Here is a 15,043-nt window from a genome sequence, read left to right as displayed (position 1 = left end):
ACGCGCTTTTCGTTTGGCAAACAAGCAGGTTTCGTATTGCAAAACCGGCTTGCGTGGTCGAAGATTGCCGACATGACGGATGTCGCGCGCGAGCCACTGCCCCCGACCGGCGCGCTCGCCGCCGGGGCCGCCGCGCTCCCGCCGGTGCCGGCCGCCGTGCCCGCCCCCGCGATGCCGGCACCCGAGCGCCGTGAGCGCGCCCTCGCGCTCGTCGCCGAACGCGGGTTCGTGCGCGTCGCCGAGCTCAGCCGCGTGTTCGGCGTCACCACCGTCACCGCCCGCGCCGACCTCGACGCCCTCGAGCGCGGCGGCTCCATCCGCCGCGTGCACGGCGGAGCCGTTCCGCTCACGTCCCTCATCGAGGCCGAGCGGCCCGAGCGCGAACCCAGCTTCGAAGAGGCGCTCGCGGCATCCGTCGAACCGAAGCGCCTCATCGGCGTGCACGCGGCCTCGCTCGTGCGCAGCGGCCAGAGCATCATCCTCGACGTCGGCACGACGACGCTCCAGATCGCCAGGGCGCTGCGCGCGAGGGGCGAGCTCGAAGACCTCACGGTGTTCACCAACGGGCTCTCGATCGCGCTCGAGCTCGAGCCCGAGATCCCGAGGTTCACGGTCATCGTCACCGGCGGCAGCCTCAGGCCGAAGCAGCACTCGCTCGTGCATCCGCTCGCGGGCTCGATGCTCGACGAGGTGCACGTCGACCTCGCCTTCATCGGCTGCAACGGCGTCGATCCCGTGCACGGGGTCACCAACGCGAACCTGCCCGAGGCGTCGGTCAAGGCGCTCATGCTGAAGGCCTCGGCGCGCTCGATCGTCGTCGCCGATGCCACCAAGCTCGGCGAGGTGCACCTCGGTCGCATCGCCGCCGTCGACGCCTTCGACACGCTCGTGACCGACGCCGCCGCGCCGCCCGCGCTCATCGCCGAGCTGCGCGAGGCGGGCCTCGCGACGGCCGTCGCGCGAGACCCTAGAGTTGAGGCATGACGCTTCCCACGGGCGAGCAGTTCGTGCTCGAGACCTCGACCGCGACCGGTGACCTCCGCGCCACGATCACGGCCGTGGCCGCCGGCATCCGGAGCCTCAGCATCAACGGCATCGACCTCGTGCCCGAGTACGGCGAAGACCTGCCCGCCCCGATGGGCGCCGGCATCGTGCTCGTGCCGTGGCCGAACCGCATCCGCGACGGCGTGTGGCGCGACGACGACGGCGTCGAGCACGCGCTCGCGATCACCGAGCCCAAGCACCGGAACGCGATCCACGGGCTGCTCCGCTACGCCGAGTACCGCGTCGTCGACCAGCAGCGCGACTCGGTGACGCTCGCCGCGAACGTCTACCCGCAGCTCGGATACCCGTTCCTGCTCGAGACCGCCGTGCACTACGAGCTCGTCGCCGACGGCCTGCGCGTCACGCACCACATCGAGAACCAGGGCGGCGAGGCCGCGCCCGTCGCCATCGGCACCCACCCCTATCTCAAGATCGGCGACGTGCCGACCGGCGACCTCGTGCTGCGGCTCGACGCCGCGAGCCACATCGAGGTCGACGAGCGACTGCTGCCGACCGGCGAGGTGCCCGTCGACGGCACCGAGTGGGATCTCCGAGAGGGTCGTCGCGTCTCCGAGCTGTCGCTCGACGACGCCTTCGGCGAGGTGACCGCCCACGATGGAGCGGTGCAGCACTCGCTCACCGCGCCCGACGGTCGCAGCGTGTCGATCAGGGCCGACGACGAGTTCGCCTACGTGCAGGTCTTCACGACGCACCGGTTCCCCGGCGAAGACGGCCAGGTCGCGATCGCGATCGAGCCCATGACGGCGCCGGCCGAGGCCTTCAACTCGGGCCGCGGCCTCCGCTGGCTCGACCCCGGCGAGGCGTGGGAGCTCTCGTGGGGCATCCACTTCGAGGGCTTCAGCGCCGAGTAATCCCGACCGCCGGCCCCGGGTCGCCGACCGGCCGGCCGAGCTGGGTCAGCCCGCCGAGCAGGTCAGCCCGCCGAGCAGGTCAGCCCGCCGAGCAGGAGCCGGAGTCGACCGGCTGCTCGAGCGACGACGCGTCGCCCGCGAACGCCTCCAGCGTCGAGACCGGGATCGCGAACCCGACGTTCTCGACGCTCTCCGACTTGGCGAACACGACGCCCGAGACCGCGCCGTCGCCCGTGAGCACGGGCCCGCCAGAATTGCCGTGGTCGACGTCGGCGGCGAGCGTCACGACGTCGCGCGTCGAGGTTCCCGCCGCCTCGCGGAACGTCACCGCCCCCGCCGACATGACCTGGCCGGGTCGCAGCTCGAGCGGCCCGCCGAACGGGTAGCCCGCGATCGCGACGGCGTCGCCCGCGGCGGCATCCGTCACCGGCAGCGCGGCCGCGTCGAGCCCGTCGACCGCGATGACCGCGAGGTCGAGGTCGGCGTCGAACGCGACGATCTCGCCCGTGCGCGCCTCGAGGCCGGGCGTCTCGACCACGGGCTCGTCGACGCCGGCCACGACGTGCGCGTTGGTCACGATGCGGTCGGGGGCGATCACGAACCCGCTGCCCGACATCGACACGCCGCACTCGAACGCGGTGCCGGTGATGCGGACGACGGATGCCGAGGCCTGCACGATCTCGGGATCGTCGACGCCGCCCGACGGCAGGGTCGGGGCGTCGGCCGGCACCTCGAACACGTCGACGAGCCACGGCAGCGCCTCGCCGACCGCTGCGGACCGCACCTCGGCGAGGAAGCGCTGCGCGGGCGTCGGCGTGAGCGCCTCGATCGTGCCGATCACGCGGGACCCGGCGATCGCCGGCGAGAGCACCGGCACGCCCATCGCCGAGACCCCTGAGGCGACGAGCAGCAGCACGAAGACCGTCACCAGCAGGTTGCCGACGGCGCCGAGCACCCGGTCGACGACGCCGAGCTTCACGGCCTCCGCCCCGCGACCCAACGCCGCGCCGAGCGCTCCGCCCGCCGTGCCGCCGATCGCGACCAGCGCGAGCGCGGACCCGAGGGCCGCCGGCGCCCGCCACTCGGGAGCCGCGACGAGTCCCATGACCCACGGCATGACGAACGCCGCGGCGACCGCACCCAGCAGCACGCCGATGAGGCCGGCGGCCGTGCGCAGCAGGCCGGCGCGGTACCCGTTCACGACGGCGCCGATGAGCATGAGCACCAGCAGCACGTCGAGCAGCAGGCTCCAGTCCATGTTCCTCCAGGGTCGGCGCAGCGGAGCTGGGCGGTGGTCATCGGGCGGCAGCGGTCGCCGGGCGGCAGCGGTCGGACGATCGCGGTCGGCGGCGCACCGTCGTGCGGACTCAAGCCTGCGGCATCCGCCTCGGAACAGGCTGAGCCCCGCCGAGGCCACCGCGTTCACGGAATCCACGACGCGACGCAGCCCGGTCGGGCGCCGAGTCGTGGGCGCCGCACAACCGACCCTGCCGTGCGGGGCCCGTCGGTTAGCCTCGGAGGGGCCGGACTCCGGCTCACCAGCACGATCGCACGATGAGGAGTGACATGCGCGTCGGGATGTTCCTGAACTATGCGGGCGGGTTCCGCGAAGCCGCCGACGAGGTCGCCGAGCTCGAGCAGGCCGGCATCGACCTCGTCGTCGTGCCCGAGGCCTACTCGTTCGACGCGGTCAGCCAACTCGGGTTCCTAGCGGCGCGCACGTCGACGATCACGCTCGCCTCCGGCATCCTGCAGCTCTACACGCGCACGCCGACGCTCACGGCGATGACGGCCGCCGGACTCGACTACGTCTCGGGAGGCCGCTTCGAGCTCGGCATCGGCGCCTCGGGCCCGCAGGTGATCGAGGGCTTCCACGGCGTGCGCTACGACGCGCCGCTCGGGCGCACGCGCGAGATCATCGACATCTGCCGCATGACCTGGCGCCGCGAACCGGTCGTGCACTCCGGACGCAACTACTCGATCCCGCTGCCGGCGGGCGAGGGAACCGGGCTGGGCAAGCCGCTGAAGCTCATCAACCACCCCGTGCGCGACCGCATCCCGATCACGGTCGCGTCGCTCGGCCAGAAGTCCGTCGAGCAGACCGCCGAGATCGCCGACGGCTGGCTGCCGATGTTCTTCCACTCCGGCCGGGCGGCCGAGGTCTGGGGCGACGCGCTCGCCGCGGGCGGGGCGAGGCGATCGGCCGACCTCGCACCGCTCGACGTCTTCGCGAACCCGGCGCTCGCGATCACCGACCGGCCCGAACTCGTGACGGCCGCGATCGCCGCGGTGAAGCCCCAGCTCGCCCTCTACGTCGGCGGCATGGGCGCGCGCGGCAAGAACTTCTACAACGACCTCGTCGCGAGCTACGGCTTCGAGGCGGATGCCGCGCACATCCAGGACCTGTACCTCGAAGGCCGCAAGGACGAGGCGATCGCCGCCGTGCCCGACGAGCTCGTGCGCGCGATCTCGCTCATCGGCTCGGCCTCGGAGGTCGCCGAGCGCGTCGCCGCGTTCCGCGAGGCCGGGGTCACGACGCTCGCCGTCACGCCGCTCGGGCGCACCTCGGCCGAGCGCATCGGCCTCATGGCGGGGCTGCGTTCGATCGTCGGCTGAGCACTGCGCGGATCGGCGTCGGGTCGGCGCCGATCCGGCGCGGTGACGCGCGTGAGCGCACGTTCCGCCTCGTGGCCGCGCTCTCACACGGACCCGTTCGCGCGAGCGGATAGGATCGCCGCCGATTGGGCACGAAAACCCCGGGAAAACACTGGATTTCGCGCGTGCAGAAGCGTACGGTGAGACCCAATTCGCACGGTGCCGTGCGAACCAAGGGGACACTTGGGGAGGGGCCGTCGGGGCGGGAGCATTCGTTCCTCGAGTGAGGGCGAACTCCCGCCGGGCGGTGCTCGTGTCGTCGCGTCGCGTCTCGTGGCCCCGCGACCGACCCCTCTGGCGAGATCTCATGTCGGTGGTCCCGGCCATGATCGAAGCATGTCCGAAATCCGCCATTCCGAGTGTTTCGTCGCCGCGCATCATCGCTTGGATCGATTCGGTCTGGCCATCGGTGCGGCTCGGTTGGAGTGCCCCCGGGGAATTCCGACATCCCGACCCGCTGATTAAAAGTCAGCTGCTCTGCCTCTGAGCTACGGGGGCCAACGCATGCACGAGAAACCCTGCACAAGCTGCAAGCAGTCTAAGCCACACGCGGAGTTCAACGTTCGAAGGGCCTCGGCCGACGGCCTCCAGAACGTGTGCAGATCCTGCAATCGTGCTCGCGCCAGACGGTACTACGCCGAGAACCGGGAGGCGCACGTCCAGGTCATCGTCGCGCGGAAGGCGAACATCCGGCGGGCGACGCTCGAATCGATCGGCGAGTACCTCGCCGGTCACCCGTGCATCGATTGCGGCGAACGCGATCTGCGCGTCCTCGATTTCGACCATCGAGAGGGCGCGAGCAAGTCCGCCGAGGTCATGAAGCTGGCACAGCACGGGTACGCCCTGCACCGGGTGATGGCCGAGATCGCGAAGTGCGACGTGCGCTGCCGCAACTGCCATGCCAAGGTCACGTACGACCGCATGGGCGCGAACTGGAGGTCCGCGCTCATGGGCCGGGTCGCGGCGGGCGAGCTCGAGGCGGTGCCGGGTTCCGACGATGATCGCGGGCCGGGCACCCGCGGGTCCGATCCCAGCGAGTCAGAGGGGGAGCCAGGCAGCGGCGACGCCGACGCAGCCCGAACCGGACCAGGGCCGGCTCGACGCGGGTACCCTTGACGGCAATGGCATCCGACGACTCCTTCCACCGTCCGACCAAGTTCCCGCCGCACGTGTTCGACTCGTTCCTCGGCGGCGAAGACCCCGCGCGACTCAGCCGCATGGCCCACGACACCGCCGCGGCCCTGCTGGCGCGCGTCCGCGAGGACCCCGACCCCGAGGTCGTCGCCCGACTCGTGTCGTACACCGACGAGCACGGCATCGACGCGATCGCGGAGTTGTGGTCGCAGGCGTCCGCGAAGAGCCTTCCGGGCGCGCTCTGGCGGGTCTACCTGCTTCGCACGCTCATCCGTCAAGATCCGCAGGGCGTGAGCCTCGGCTATCAACGCGGCGCCGAGGTGTCGCACACGATCGACCAGGTCGTCGCAGGAGCACCGGCCCCCGCCGGCCCCGACGAGGTGCGCGAGCTCGCCGACCGCATCCTGCACGGCCTGTTCGTCGGCGACTTCGCGGTCGCGCTCGACCGGGCCGCCGCGTTCTGCCGACTCGTGTCGGCCGGGTACACGAGCCTCGCCGACGACGCCGACGCGGTCGACCACGTGCACCCCGAGCGCTCCCGGAGCCTCACGCAGCGCGCGCTCCGGCTCACCGAACTCGCCGACGAGCTCGTCGCGTGCGCCAGGCTCTGGCGGCGCGACGCGCTCGACTGACCCGGCGTTCGGCGCAGGCGCGTCGCATGGCGAGCGGATGCCGCGGCGCCCCGCCCGTGCGATGACGAGGCCCCGCCGGCATCCGTCACCCGGCCTACGGCGAACAGCGGCCGTCGTTGCCTCCTCGACCTCCGACGACGGCGCTTCACGGCCCGAGCCGAGCGGGATCGCGCCTCCGCGGAATACGGCACCCCCTCGCCTCGTTTACACTTGACGTGGCCGGCCGCAGCAACCCCGGGCTCCAATATTCGCCGCTCCGAGCGGCCTCGCGCCGAGAGGCGTTCTGCGGCCGGCCTCTGCATGCCCGCCTGCTCGCGATGCCCGGCGCATGATGCCGCGGGCGTCGCCCGTCAGCCGGCGTCGACGGTGAGTACGGCGCCCGGGCCTCCGCTCCATTCGGTCGTGCGGCGGCGCAGGTCGGTGCGGCCGACGCGTCCCGTCGGGGAGTGGGTCTCCACGAACCGACCAGGTCGTACCCGGGAGTCGCCCGACCAGAGGTCGTCGAGACGGCGCTCGGCCTGCTCGTCGCCCGCATCCGCGGCGATCGTGAGGTCGGCGATCCGGTCGGTGAGGTCGAGCTGCTCCGCAGTGAGCTCGTCGCCCGGTGACGCCATGGCGCCCCACCCGTCCCAGAGCAGCAGCTCGCAGCGCTGCCGGTGCGCGAGGTCGGCGATCACGTAGCGATGCACGAACGACGGCCCTTGGAACGGCGTGTCGGGGCCGACGCCGTGGTCGGCGAGGTCCTCGAGCCCTGCGCGGTACGCGTGCCAGGCCTCGGCGGCCGTGCGGAAGCCGTCGGCGTCGCCGCGAGGCAGGTCGTCGACCGGGAACGCGAACCGCGCCCGGTCGAGCTCGGGGTCGAATCGCCGCCAGCGCCCGGCCGCGGCATCCCACCGCTCGGCCACGACGTGGTCGTTGCGGTAGCCGGGCGCGAAGTACCCGGCGAACCCGAGGCGCGTCCGTGCCGGGACGCCGTGCTCGCGCAGGATCGCGACGGCGAGCAGCGAATGGTCGCGGCAGCACCCGCCGAGCCTGCATGCGGCCGGGCGCGGCGCGTCGAGCGGGCCGGGTCGGCGTGCGACGAGCGCCTCCAACTGGGACGCGATCCATCGTCGGTCGATGTCGTCGACCTGGTCGGGGCCCACGCCGCCCGGGGTCGCGCGGTAGTGGTCGATGAGACCGTCGACCGTTCGGTGCAGTGCGTCGAAGTCGGTGGCGACGGCGCGCAGCAGTTCGGCGTGCCGGCCCGGATCGGTGAAGGGCGAGTGCGTGCGATGCCGCTCGAGGCAGGCGTCGAGGGGCGCCTCCGAAGACGCCGAGTCGGGTGCGGTGGCGAGCTGATCCGTCATGGGCCGAACGTACGGTCCGCCCCAAGGGCGGGGTCAAGCGGCCGAGCGGATGCCGTCGGCGGGTCGCGTGCGGGCGCCGACGGCGACCGGGTTCAGGGCGTCGCGATCGGCAGCGCGATGGTCGCCACCACCTCGCCCGGACCCGTGCTCCACGGACGCTCGTAGAGCTCGCGTGGAGCACCGGCCGCGCCGCCGTGCCGCTCGGCCGTACGCCAGAGGGCGTCGTAGAAGCGCAGCAGGGACGGGTATACGAGCTCCTCGGCCGTGACGTCGACGGCGAGGTACGTCGTCGCGGCCTGCATGCGCAGCACGATCCCGTCGGCCGGGTCGCAGGTGCCTCCGTAGGGCACGACGACCTCGACCCGTCCGGGCAGGTCGTGCCCGACGGGGTCGTGGAACACGAACCAGTGCTCGTCGGCCGGGTCGGCGCCCTGCTCGGCGAGGTGGCGGCGCACCGAGATGACGTCGGCGATCGAGGTCGGCACGAGGTGGGACTGCTCGACGACGCGCGTGACGGACGCGACCTTCAGCGCCGCCCTCCGGATGACCGCGACGCGTGAGTCGACCGCGCTCGCCGCGGCCGGGTCGAGGTGGGCCGCGGCCGCGGCATCCGTCACGACGTCGACCACCTGACTCCGCTCGGCGAACGCGTCTCGCTGGGACGACCACCACTGCGTGAGCTCGCCCCGGAGCGCGTCGGGCGCGGCATCGAGGAGCACGGACATGCGGGCGATCGGCACGCCGATGCGTCGCAGCGCCTGGATCGACCTCGCCCTCGCGAGCTCGGCCTCGCCGTAGCGACGGTATCCCGTGGCCTCGTCGACGGACGCCGGGAGGAGCAGCCCCTTCGCCTCGTAGACGCGCAGGGCCTTCAGCGACAGCCCGGAGGCTCGGCTCATCTCGCCGGTGCCGAGTTCGTGCATGGCTCGACGGTAGCGCCCGCATGGGACGTCGGCGAGCCGGGGAGGCGGGCCGGCCCGCGCGGCCGGCCGGCCGCATCCGCGTAGCATCGAGGCATGACCGTGACCCTGCTGCTCGAGCCGCTGCCCGCCGACGCCCGCCTCGACGACCTCGCGTCGACGTTCCGCGAGGTGCCGGCGGATGCCCCCGCGCTCCGCGTCGGCGAGCTGTCGACGCAGCGCGGCGACGGCGTGTTCGAGACGATCCAGGTCGCGAACGGGCACGCCCAGGAGGTCGGTCCGCACCTCGAGCGCCTGCGCAACTCGGCGGTCATCTGCGAGCTGCCCGAGCCGAACCTGCCGCAGTGGCGCGCGGCGATCGCCCGCGCGGTCGAGCTGCTGCCGTCGACCGGCGAGTTCGCGCTGAAGCTCGTGCTGAGCCGGGGCGTCGAACGCGGACCGGCGCCGACCGCATGGCTGCACGCGGCTCCCGCGGCCGATTTCTCCGGCCCTCGCGAGCGGGGCATCAGCGTCGTGACGCTCGATCGCGGCTACGCGCACGACGCGGCGGCGAATGCGCCGTGGCTCCTGCTCGGCGCGAAGACCCTGAGCTATGCCACGAACATGGCGGCGCTCCGCGAGGCGCACCGCCGCGGCGCCGACGACACGATCTTCGTCTCGTCCGACGGCTACGTCATGGAGGGGCCGACCTCGAGCGTGATCCTGCGCCACGGCGACGTCTACTCGACGCCCGCGCCGTCCGGCGCGATCCTGCACGGCACGACGCAGATGAGCCTGTTCGACCACCTCGCCGAGACGGGCCGCTCGACGGAGTACCGCGACATCCGCGCCGACGAGCTGGGCACGGCCGACGCGCTCTGGCTGGTCTCGAGCGTGCGCCTCGCCGCGGGCGTCACCGAGCTCGACGGCGCCACGTTCCCGTTCGACGCCGAGACGACGCGGGCGTTCAACGCCTACCTGCTCGAGCCGCGCGACTGAACTGCGCTGCGCCAGGCGTCCCCTGAACGGGGAATTGCGATCGGATGAATTCCCTCTCGACTCTTGTTTGTAAACGTTGCTAACATAACCGCACGCGATCAGTGAAGTGAGCGGAGGCGATGCAACGCATGGACGAGAACCGCACCGGGCCACGACACCGATCGAGCGTCGAGGCGTTCGAGAACTCCAACGCGATCGTGGGCCTGCTCGCCAGGCATCGGCTCGTCGTCGCGCCCCACGTCGCGTCCCGACTCGGACTCGCACTCTGCGGCGACGCCGACGCGATCATCGAGGTCGCGACACTGCTGCGCACCTCGCAGCGGCTCGGCCTGTCGGTGCTGCCCGATCCCCTTCCGCTCGTTCCCGCCATCACCGCGGCGATCGGCCCCCATGGCGAGCGGCTCACCGCTTGGGAGCGACAGGTGCTCGTCATCGCCGCGGTCTGCACCGACGACCGCAGCGACGTGCTCCTCGCGGCGGGCGGTCGCAGCATGGCGGAGCTCGTCGACGGGCAGCTCAGTCGCCACCTGCTGCTCGTCGCCGGCCACTTCGCCTTCGCCGATCCGCGCATGCGCATCTGGGTGCACGCCGAGGCCTCCCTCGCCGACCGCACGGCCGCGCACGAGCGGCTCGCCGACGCGTACGCCGGGCTGGGCAACGACGACCAGGCCGTCTGGCATCGCTCGCTCGCGACCCTCGAGGGCTCGCCCGACCTGGTCGCCCCGCTGCTTCGGATCGCGAAGCGGGCGGATGCCGCGGGCGACGCCGAGCGTGCGCATGCCGTCGCACGCGAGGCCGAGAGCCACGCGACGGGGGAGCGGGCGGCCCTCGCACGGCGAGTCGCCGGTCGGGCCGCGCTGCACGGCGGGTTCGTCGAGGATGCGGAGCTCTGGCTCGGCGAGCTGCTGACCGAGGGCGACGACGGCGACCGGGCGCACGTGCTCGGCGACGCCCTGCTGGCGACGACGCTGCTCCACGGCGACGTGGCCGAGTCCGACCTCGACGACCAGCTCGAGCGGCTCGAGCAGACCGACCGGACCGACGCCGAACAGGCCGCGGGCCGCGCGCGTGCGCTCGCCAGGGCCGCCGCGCTCACCGCGGGGCTGCTCGCCGAGCGGGGGGCGATGCAGCGCGCGGTGCGACGCCTCGACCAGGCGGCGGCCCTGATCGACCGTCACGGCCTCGCGGCAGACGACTGGGTCGTCGGCCACGCGCGGTACCGGCTCTTCGCCGGTGTGGGGCTGCACGGAGGCGCGTCGGAGTCGGCCGACGCACCGATCCTCCCCGTTTCGGTGGCGGCCGCGTGGGCCGCGTCGGGCGCAGCCGGAGGGTCGGGAGGGGCCGACGGGGCAGACAGGGACGGCCTGGATGTGTCGTCGGGGTCGGGCGAGGAGCCCGCCGACGGCGCCCAGACGGGCAGCCTGCACGCCGTCGCGATCGCCCTCGAACGCGGCCTCGCCGGAGACCCCTCCGGCGCCGTGCGCTGGCTCGGCGCGCGGCGCACCACCGTGCCCTCCGGCCCCACCGCCGACGTCGGCTTCGAGCGCTCGCCGCTGGTGCGCGCCGAGCGGGCCGTCGCCATCGCCCTGCTCGAGCTCTGGGCCGGCGAGGTGAGCCGGGCCGCGAACGGCCTGCGGCAGGCGGCGTGCGACCTGCCGATCGCGCTCGCCTTCGCCGGGCTCGGCGCTGCGCTCGCGCGGCGGCTCGAGCTCGTCGCGACCGGCGAGGTCGGGCCGTGGGCGCGAGCCGTCGAGGCGTCCTTGCCGCCGACGTCGACCTGCATCCGACGCGAGGACCTCGTCGACCGCGCCGTCGAGGCGCACCTGCACGGCCGTCGTGCCGAGGCCGAGACGCTCGTCGCCCTCGCCGACGAGCGCGCGCGCGGCGGGTTCGGCTGCGGGCTGCACATCCCCGGACTCGACGCGGCCGCCGAGCTCACGTCCACCCGGGCGCACGACGACGGCGCCGGCATCGCGAGGCGGCCGCCGGACGCACGGCTGGCGAGCGAACTGCGGCACGGCATGCGCGGCATCGGACGCGCGGGCTTCGCCGCCGAGTACTCGGCGATCGCCGACCGGGCCCGGTCCATCCGCTCGCCGTACGAGCGCGCGCGCACCGAGCTCATGCTCGCGCGCGTGTGCGCGGCATCCGGCGACGTCGACGCCGCCGGTCGTCACCTCGTCGCCGCCGAGCACCTGTTCGCCGGGTGCGGAGCGACCGGGTGGCTGCGGGCGGTCGCGGCCGAACGGGTCGCGCAGATCGCGACGCGGAGGGCCGCCGCGACCTCGATCGCCACGGTCGACGTGGCCGGGGTCGCTCGCGGAGGGCCCCGACCGGTCGAACGGTCGGCCGCGCCCGACGGCGGACCGGAGCAGGTGCGGCCGTCCGCGGCATCCGACGCCCCGACCGCCGACGACATGCTCGACGAGTGCCGCGCCGTCTGGGCGGAGCTGCTGACCGAGCGGGAGCTCGAGGTCGCGATGCTCGTCGTGGAGGGCTGCTCCAACCGCGAGGCCGCGTCGAGGCTCTACGTGTCGGTGCGCACGGTCGAGGTGCACGTCGGACGGGTGTTCACCAAGCTCGCCGTGCACTCGCGCGTCGAGCTCGCCGTGCTCGCCCATCGCATGCACGGGCGCCTGTCGGCCTCGCGTAGGTAGTCCTGCGTATGCGTGGATGTGCTGATTCGCCGCGCACCACGCTGTCGTAGCGTCGGGCTGCCCGCGTCGGAGCGGGCCATGACATCCCGATTCAGACAGGAACGACATGCGAACTCCTCATCATCGACGTGCCCGGCTCGCGGCCGCCGTCGCCGGGGTCGGCCTGCTCCTGGCGGCACTCATCCCCGCGACCGTCGCGAACGCCGCTGAAGCCTGCTCGCCCGCCTGGAACGCCGCCACCGCATACGGCGGCGGCGCCAAGGCGTCCTACCAGGGCGTGAACTACACCGCCAAGTGGTGGACGCAGAACAACGTGCCGGGCACCGAGCAGTGGGGCCCGTGGTCGAGCACCGGCGCGTGCGGGACCACGACGCCCGAGCCGACGCCCACCCCGACGCCGACGCCGACGCCCACCCCGACCCCGGAGCCGGGCACCCCGTGGACCTCGAACCCCGATGAGCAGTGCCGGCCCGACGGCCTCTACCAGACGCCGGGCGTCGACGTGCCCTACTGCACGATCTACGACGAGCAGGGCCGCGAGAAGCTGCCGAACGGCCTCGAGCACCGCGTCATCGGCTACTTCACGAACTGGCGCACGGGCGCGAACGGGCAGCCCCGCTACCTCGCGAGCGACATCCCGTGGACCAAGCTCAGCCACATCAACTACGCCTTCGCGCACATCGACGGGCAGGGCAAGGTCTCGGTCAACCAGACCGTCGCGGGCAACGCCTCGACCGACATGACCTGGCCTGGCGTCGCTGCAGCCGAGATGGACCCGACCCTGTCGTACAAGGGGCACTTCAACCTGCTCACGAAGTACAAGAAGCAGAACCCCGGTGTGAAGGCGCTCGTGTCGGTCGGCGGCTGGGCCGAGACCGGCGGGCACTTCGACGCGAACGGCGACCGGGTCGCCGACGGCGGGTTCTACACCCTCACCGACTCGCAGGCGAAGATCGACGCGTTCGCCGACTCCGCCGTGCAGTTCATCCGCACCTACGGCTTCGACGGCGTCGACATCGACTACGAGTACGCCAACTCCAACGGCAAGGCCGGCAGCCCCGACGACTTCGCGTTCTCGGAGCCGCGGCGGGCCAAGCTGTGGGCGGGCTACCAGTCGCTCATGAAGACGCTGCGCGAGAAGCTCGACCGCGCGGGCGCCGCGGACGGCCACCACTACCTGCTCACCGTCGCGGCGCCGGCATCGGGCTGGCTGCTGCGCGGTGCCGAGGCCTACCAGGTGACGCCCTACCTCGACTACGTCAACATCATGAGCTACGACCTGCACGGGTCGTGGAACGACTACGTCGGCGGCAACGCGCCGCTCTTCGACGACGGCAACGACCCCGAGCTCGCCGCCGGCGGCGTCTACGGCGCGTACAGCAACATCGGCTACCTCAACACCGACTGGGCCTACCACTACTTCCGCGGTGCGATGCCCGCCGGTCGCATCAACGTGGGCGTGCCCTTCTACACGCGCGGTTGGGACGGCGTGCAGGGCGGCACGAACGGCCTGTACGGCAAGGCGCCGCTCCCCGACCAGACGAAGTGCCCTCCCGGTACCGGACCGACGATCGGCGGCACCTCGAAGTGCGGCAACGGCGCGGTCGGCATCAACAACCTCTGGCGCGACCTCGACAAGACCGGCGCTGAGGTCGGCGCGGGAGCGAACCCGATCTGGCACGCGCTGAACCTGCAGAAGGGCGTCGTCGGCGACTACGCGGCCTCCTACGGCGCGCCCACGACGCTGACGGGCACGTACACGCACCACTTCGACCAGACGACGAAGACCGAGTGGTGGTGGAACGCCACGACCAAGACGTTCCTCACGGGCGACTCCGACCAGGCGATCAGCGCGAAGGCCGACTACATCGCCGACGAGGGGATCGGCGGGGCCATGATCTGGGAGCTCGCGGGCGACTACTCGTACAACGCGCAGAAGGGCCAGTACGAGATGGGATCCACGCTCGTGTCGCTGCTGCACGACCGCCTCGCGGCCTCCCAGCCGTACGGCGCGTCGAAGGCGAACGTCGCGATGCCGACGAAGGCGATCGACCTGCAGGTCGGGTACTCCGAGTTCGCGCTCGGCGACAACAATTACCCGATCAACCCGAAGGTGACGTTCACCAACAACTCGTCGGCCGCGATCCCCGCGGGCGCGACCATCACCTTCGACACCGCGACGAGCGACACCGGCGCGATGGGCGAGCAGAACGGCTGGGGCATCACGAAGGTCTCCAGTGATCACACCGGCTCGAACGTGGGCGGCCTCAAGGGCGACTTCCACACGTACTCGCTGAAGGTCCCGTCCGGCGGCATCCCCGCGGGCGGCAGTGCGTACACGAAGCTCTCGTGGCGCCTGCCGATGACGCAGATCTCGAACCTGCGCGTGAAGATCGGCAGCGAGACCTACGCGACCCTCGCCGACCTGCCGCGCGGCGTCACGCTGGTCGCACCCGGCGGGACCGGGGGCACGGGCGGCGGCACCGGTGGGGGCACCGGAACCTGCGACGCCCCGGCCTGGAGCGCCACGGCCGTCTACACGGGCGGCCAGCAGGTCTCCTACGGCGGTGCCGAGTACACCGCGAAGTGGTGGACGCAGGGCAACACGCCCGGCACGAACGACGTGTGGGGCACCGCGACCGCCTGTTGACGCCCACGACCTCGTCGTGATCGGAGCCGGGTACGTAGCACTACGTACCCGGCTTCGTGCGTGCGTGCGACCGAACATGTGGATCGTGCGGACGCCGAGCCGGGGCATCCGCTCGTAGCTTGACCTCGAGGGGCGCGACCGCGCCCGTTCCT

At 72.5% G+C, this 15,043-nt stretch carries 11 protein-coding genes and 1 tRNA gene; 8 read left to right on the top strand and 4 right to left on the bottom strand.

Going from position 1 to position 15,043, the window contains the following annotated elements:
- Positions 1–72: 72 nt before the first annotated feature.
- Together ACFVS8_RS19220 and ACFVS8_RS19215 are read left to right on the top strand one after the other, a co-directional pair.
- Positions 73–984: a DeoR/GlpR family DNA-binding transcription regulator gene (locus tag ACFVS8_RS19220; protein ID WP_387066080.1), complete on the top strand. Its 912-nt coding sequence runs from the start codon at positions 73–75 to the stop codon at positions 982–984.
- On the top strand, positions 981–1,916 hold the full coding sequence (locus ACFVS8_RS19215; protein ID WP_387066077.1) for an aldose 1-epimerase family protein: 936 nt from the start codon (positions 981–983) through the stop codon (positions 1,914–1,916). Before ACFVS8_RS19220 ends, ACFVS8_RS19215 begins: the two co-directional genes overlap by 4 nt.
- 79 nt (positions 1,917–1,995) lie before the next feature.
- On the opposite strand, the gene ACFVS8_RS19210 is transcribed toward ACFVS8_RS19215, so the two are convergent.
- The gene (locus ACFVS8_RS19210) at positions 1,996–3,174 is read right to left on the bottom strand and encodes a MarP family serine protease (RefSeq protein ID WP_387066074.1); all 1,179 of its coding nucleotides are present in this window, start codon (positions 3,172–3,174) and stop codon (positions 1,996–1,998) included.
- Positions 3,175–3,482: 308 nt separating this feature from the next.
- Between ACFVS8_RS19210 and ACFVS8_RS19205 the strand changes: the two genes are divergently transcribed.
- Entirely contained in the window at positions 3,483–4,532 is a 1,050-nt protein-coding gene (locus tag ACFVS8_RS19205) for an LLM class F420-dependent oxidoreductase (protein ID WP_387066071.1), read from the top strand.
- Positions 4,533–4,997: 465 nt separating this feature from the next.
- Here the strand turns inward: ACFVS8_RS19205 and ACFVS8_RS19200 are convergent.
- Positions 4,998–5,069, bottom strand: a tRNA-Lys gene (locus tag ACFVS8_RS19200).
- Positions 5,070–5,075: 6 nt separating this feature from the next.
- On the opposite strand from ACFVS8_RS19200, the gene ACFVS8_RS19195 reads away from it, so the two are divergent.
- Together ACFVS8_RS19195 and ACFVS8_RS19190 are read left to right on the top strand one after the other, a co-directional pair.
- Positions 5,076–5,687 (top strand): hypothetical protein, encoded by a 612-nt coding sequence (locus tag ACFVS8_RS19195; protein ID WP_387066068.1) that lies wholly within the window; start codon positions 5,076–5,078, stop codon positions 5,685–5,687.
- A 5-nt stretch (positions 5,688–5,692) separates the two neighbouring features.
- Positions 5,693–6,337, top strand: coding sequence for a DNA-directed RNA polymerase subunit beta (locus ACFVS8_RS19190; protein ID WP_387066066.1), 645 nt, complete (start codon positions 5,693–5,695; stop codon positions 6,335–6,337).
- A 350-nt stretch (positions 6,338–6,687) separates the two neighbouring features.
- On the opposite strand, the gene ACFVS8_RS19185 is transcribed toward ACFVS8_RS19190, so the two are convergent.
- Together ACFVS8_RS19185 and ACFVS8_RS19180 are read right to left on the bottom strand one after the other, a co-directional pair.
- Complete coding sequence (locus ACFVS8_RS19185) at positions 6,688–7,686, bottom strand: transglutaminase-like domain-containing protein (protein ID WP_387066063.1); 999 nt, start codon at positions 7,684–7,686, stop codon at positions 6,688–6,690.
- Positions 7,687–7,778: 92 nt separating this feature from the next.
- Positions 7,779–8,609, bottom strand: coding sequence for a MerR family transcriptional regulator (locus tag ACFVS8_RS19180; RefSeq protein WP_387066060.1), 831 nt, complete (start codon positions 8,607–8,609; stop codon positions 7,779–7,781).
- A 93-nt stretch (positions 8,610–8,702) separates the two neighbouring features.
- Here ACFVS8_RS19180 and ACFVS8_RS19175 point away from each other — a divergent pair, with 93 nt between their 5' ends.
- From ACFVS8_RS19175 to ACFVS8_RS19165, 3 genes are all read left to right on the top strand, one after another.
- Positions 8,703–9,584 carry an aminodeoxychorismate lyase gene (locus ACFVS8_RS19175; RefSeq protein ID WP_387066057.1) on the top strand — a complete coding sequence of 294 codons (882 nt, stop codon included), beginning with the start codon at positions 8,703–8,705 and terminating at the stop codon, positions 9,582–9,584.
- 128 nt (positions 9,585–9,712) lie between these two features.
- Positions 9,713–12,241 carry a LuxR C-terminal-related transcriptional regulator gene (locus tag ACFVS8_RS19170; protein WP_387066054.1) on the top strand — a complete coding sequence of 843 codons (2,529 nt, stop codon included), beginning with the start codon at positions 9,713–9,715 and terminating at the stop codon, positions 12,239–12,241.
- Positions 12,242–12,347: 106 nt separating this feature from the next.
- Complete coding sequence (locus tag ACFVS8_RS19165; protein WP_387066052.1) at positions 12,348–14,891, top strand: glycosyl hydrolase family 18 protein; 2,544 nt, start codon at positions 12,348–12,350, stop codon at positions 14,889–14,891.
- Positions 14,892–15,043 lie beyond the last annotated feature (152 nt).

The organism is Agromyces sp. NPDC058110 (assembly GCF_042884735.1).
Lineage (GTDB): Bacteria > Actinomycetota > Actinomycetes > Actinomycetales > Microbacteriaceae > Agromyces.
Note: the sequence above shows the minus strand (reverse complement) of the source record. Positions and strands in the feature narration are given on the sequence as shown.

Coding starts and splice junctions, on each gene's coding strand:
- ACFVS8_RS19220 (WP_387066080.1), top strand. CDS start 73: ATGACGGATGTCGCGCGCGAGCCACTGCCCCCGACCGGCGCGCTCGCC.
- ACFVS8_RS19215 (WP_387066077.1), top strand. CDS start 981: ATGACGCTTCCCACGGGCGAGCAGTTCGTGCTCGAGACCTCGACCGCG.
- ACFVS8_RS19210 (WP_387066074.1), bottom strand. CDS start 3,174: ATGGACTGGAGCCTGCTGCTCGACGTGCTGCTGGTGCTCATGCTCATC.
- ACFVS8_RS19205 (WP_387066071.1), top strand. CDS start 3,483: ATGCGCGTCGGGATGTTCCTGAACTATGCGGGCGGGTTCCGCGAAGCC.
- ACFVS8_RS19195 (WP_387066068.1), top strand. CDS start 5,076: ATGCACGAGAAACCCTGCACAAGCTGCAAGCAGTCTAAGCCACACGCG.
- ACFVS8_RS19190 (WP_387066066.1), top strand. CDS start 5,693: ATGGCATCCGACGACTCCTTCCACCGTCCGACCAAGTTCCCGCCGCAC.
- ACFVS8_RS19185 (WP_387066063.1), bottom strand. CDS start 7,686: ATGACGGATCAGCTCGCCACCGCACCCGACTCGGCGTCTTCGGAGGCG.
- ACFVS8_RS19180 (WP_387066060.1), bottom strand. CDS start 8,609: ATGCACGAACTCGGCACCGGCGAGATGAGCCGAGCCTCCGGGCTGTCG.
- ACFVS8_RS19175 (WP_387066057.1), top strand. CDS start 8,703: ATGACCGTGACCCTGCTGCTCGAGCCGCTGCCCGCCGACGCCCGCCTC.
- ACFVS8_RS19170 (WP_387066054.1), top strand. CDS start 9,713: ATGGACGAGAACCGCACCGGGCCACGACACCGATCGAGCGTCGAGGCG.
- ACFVS8_RS19165 (WP_387066052.1), top strand. CDS start 12,348: ATGCGAACTCCTCATCATCGACGTGCCCGGCTCGCGGCCGCCGTCGCC.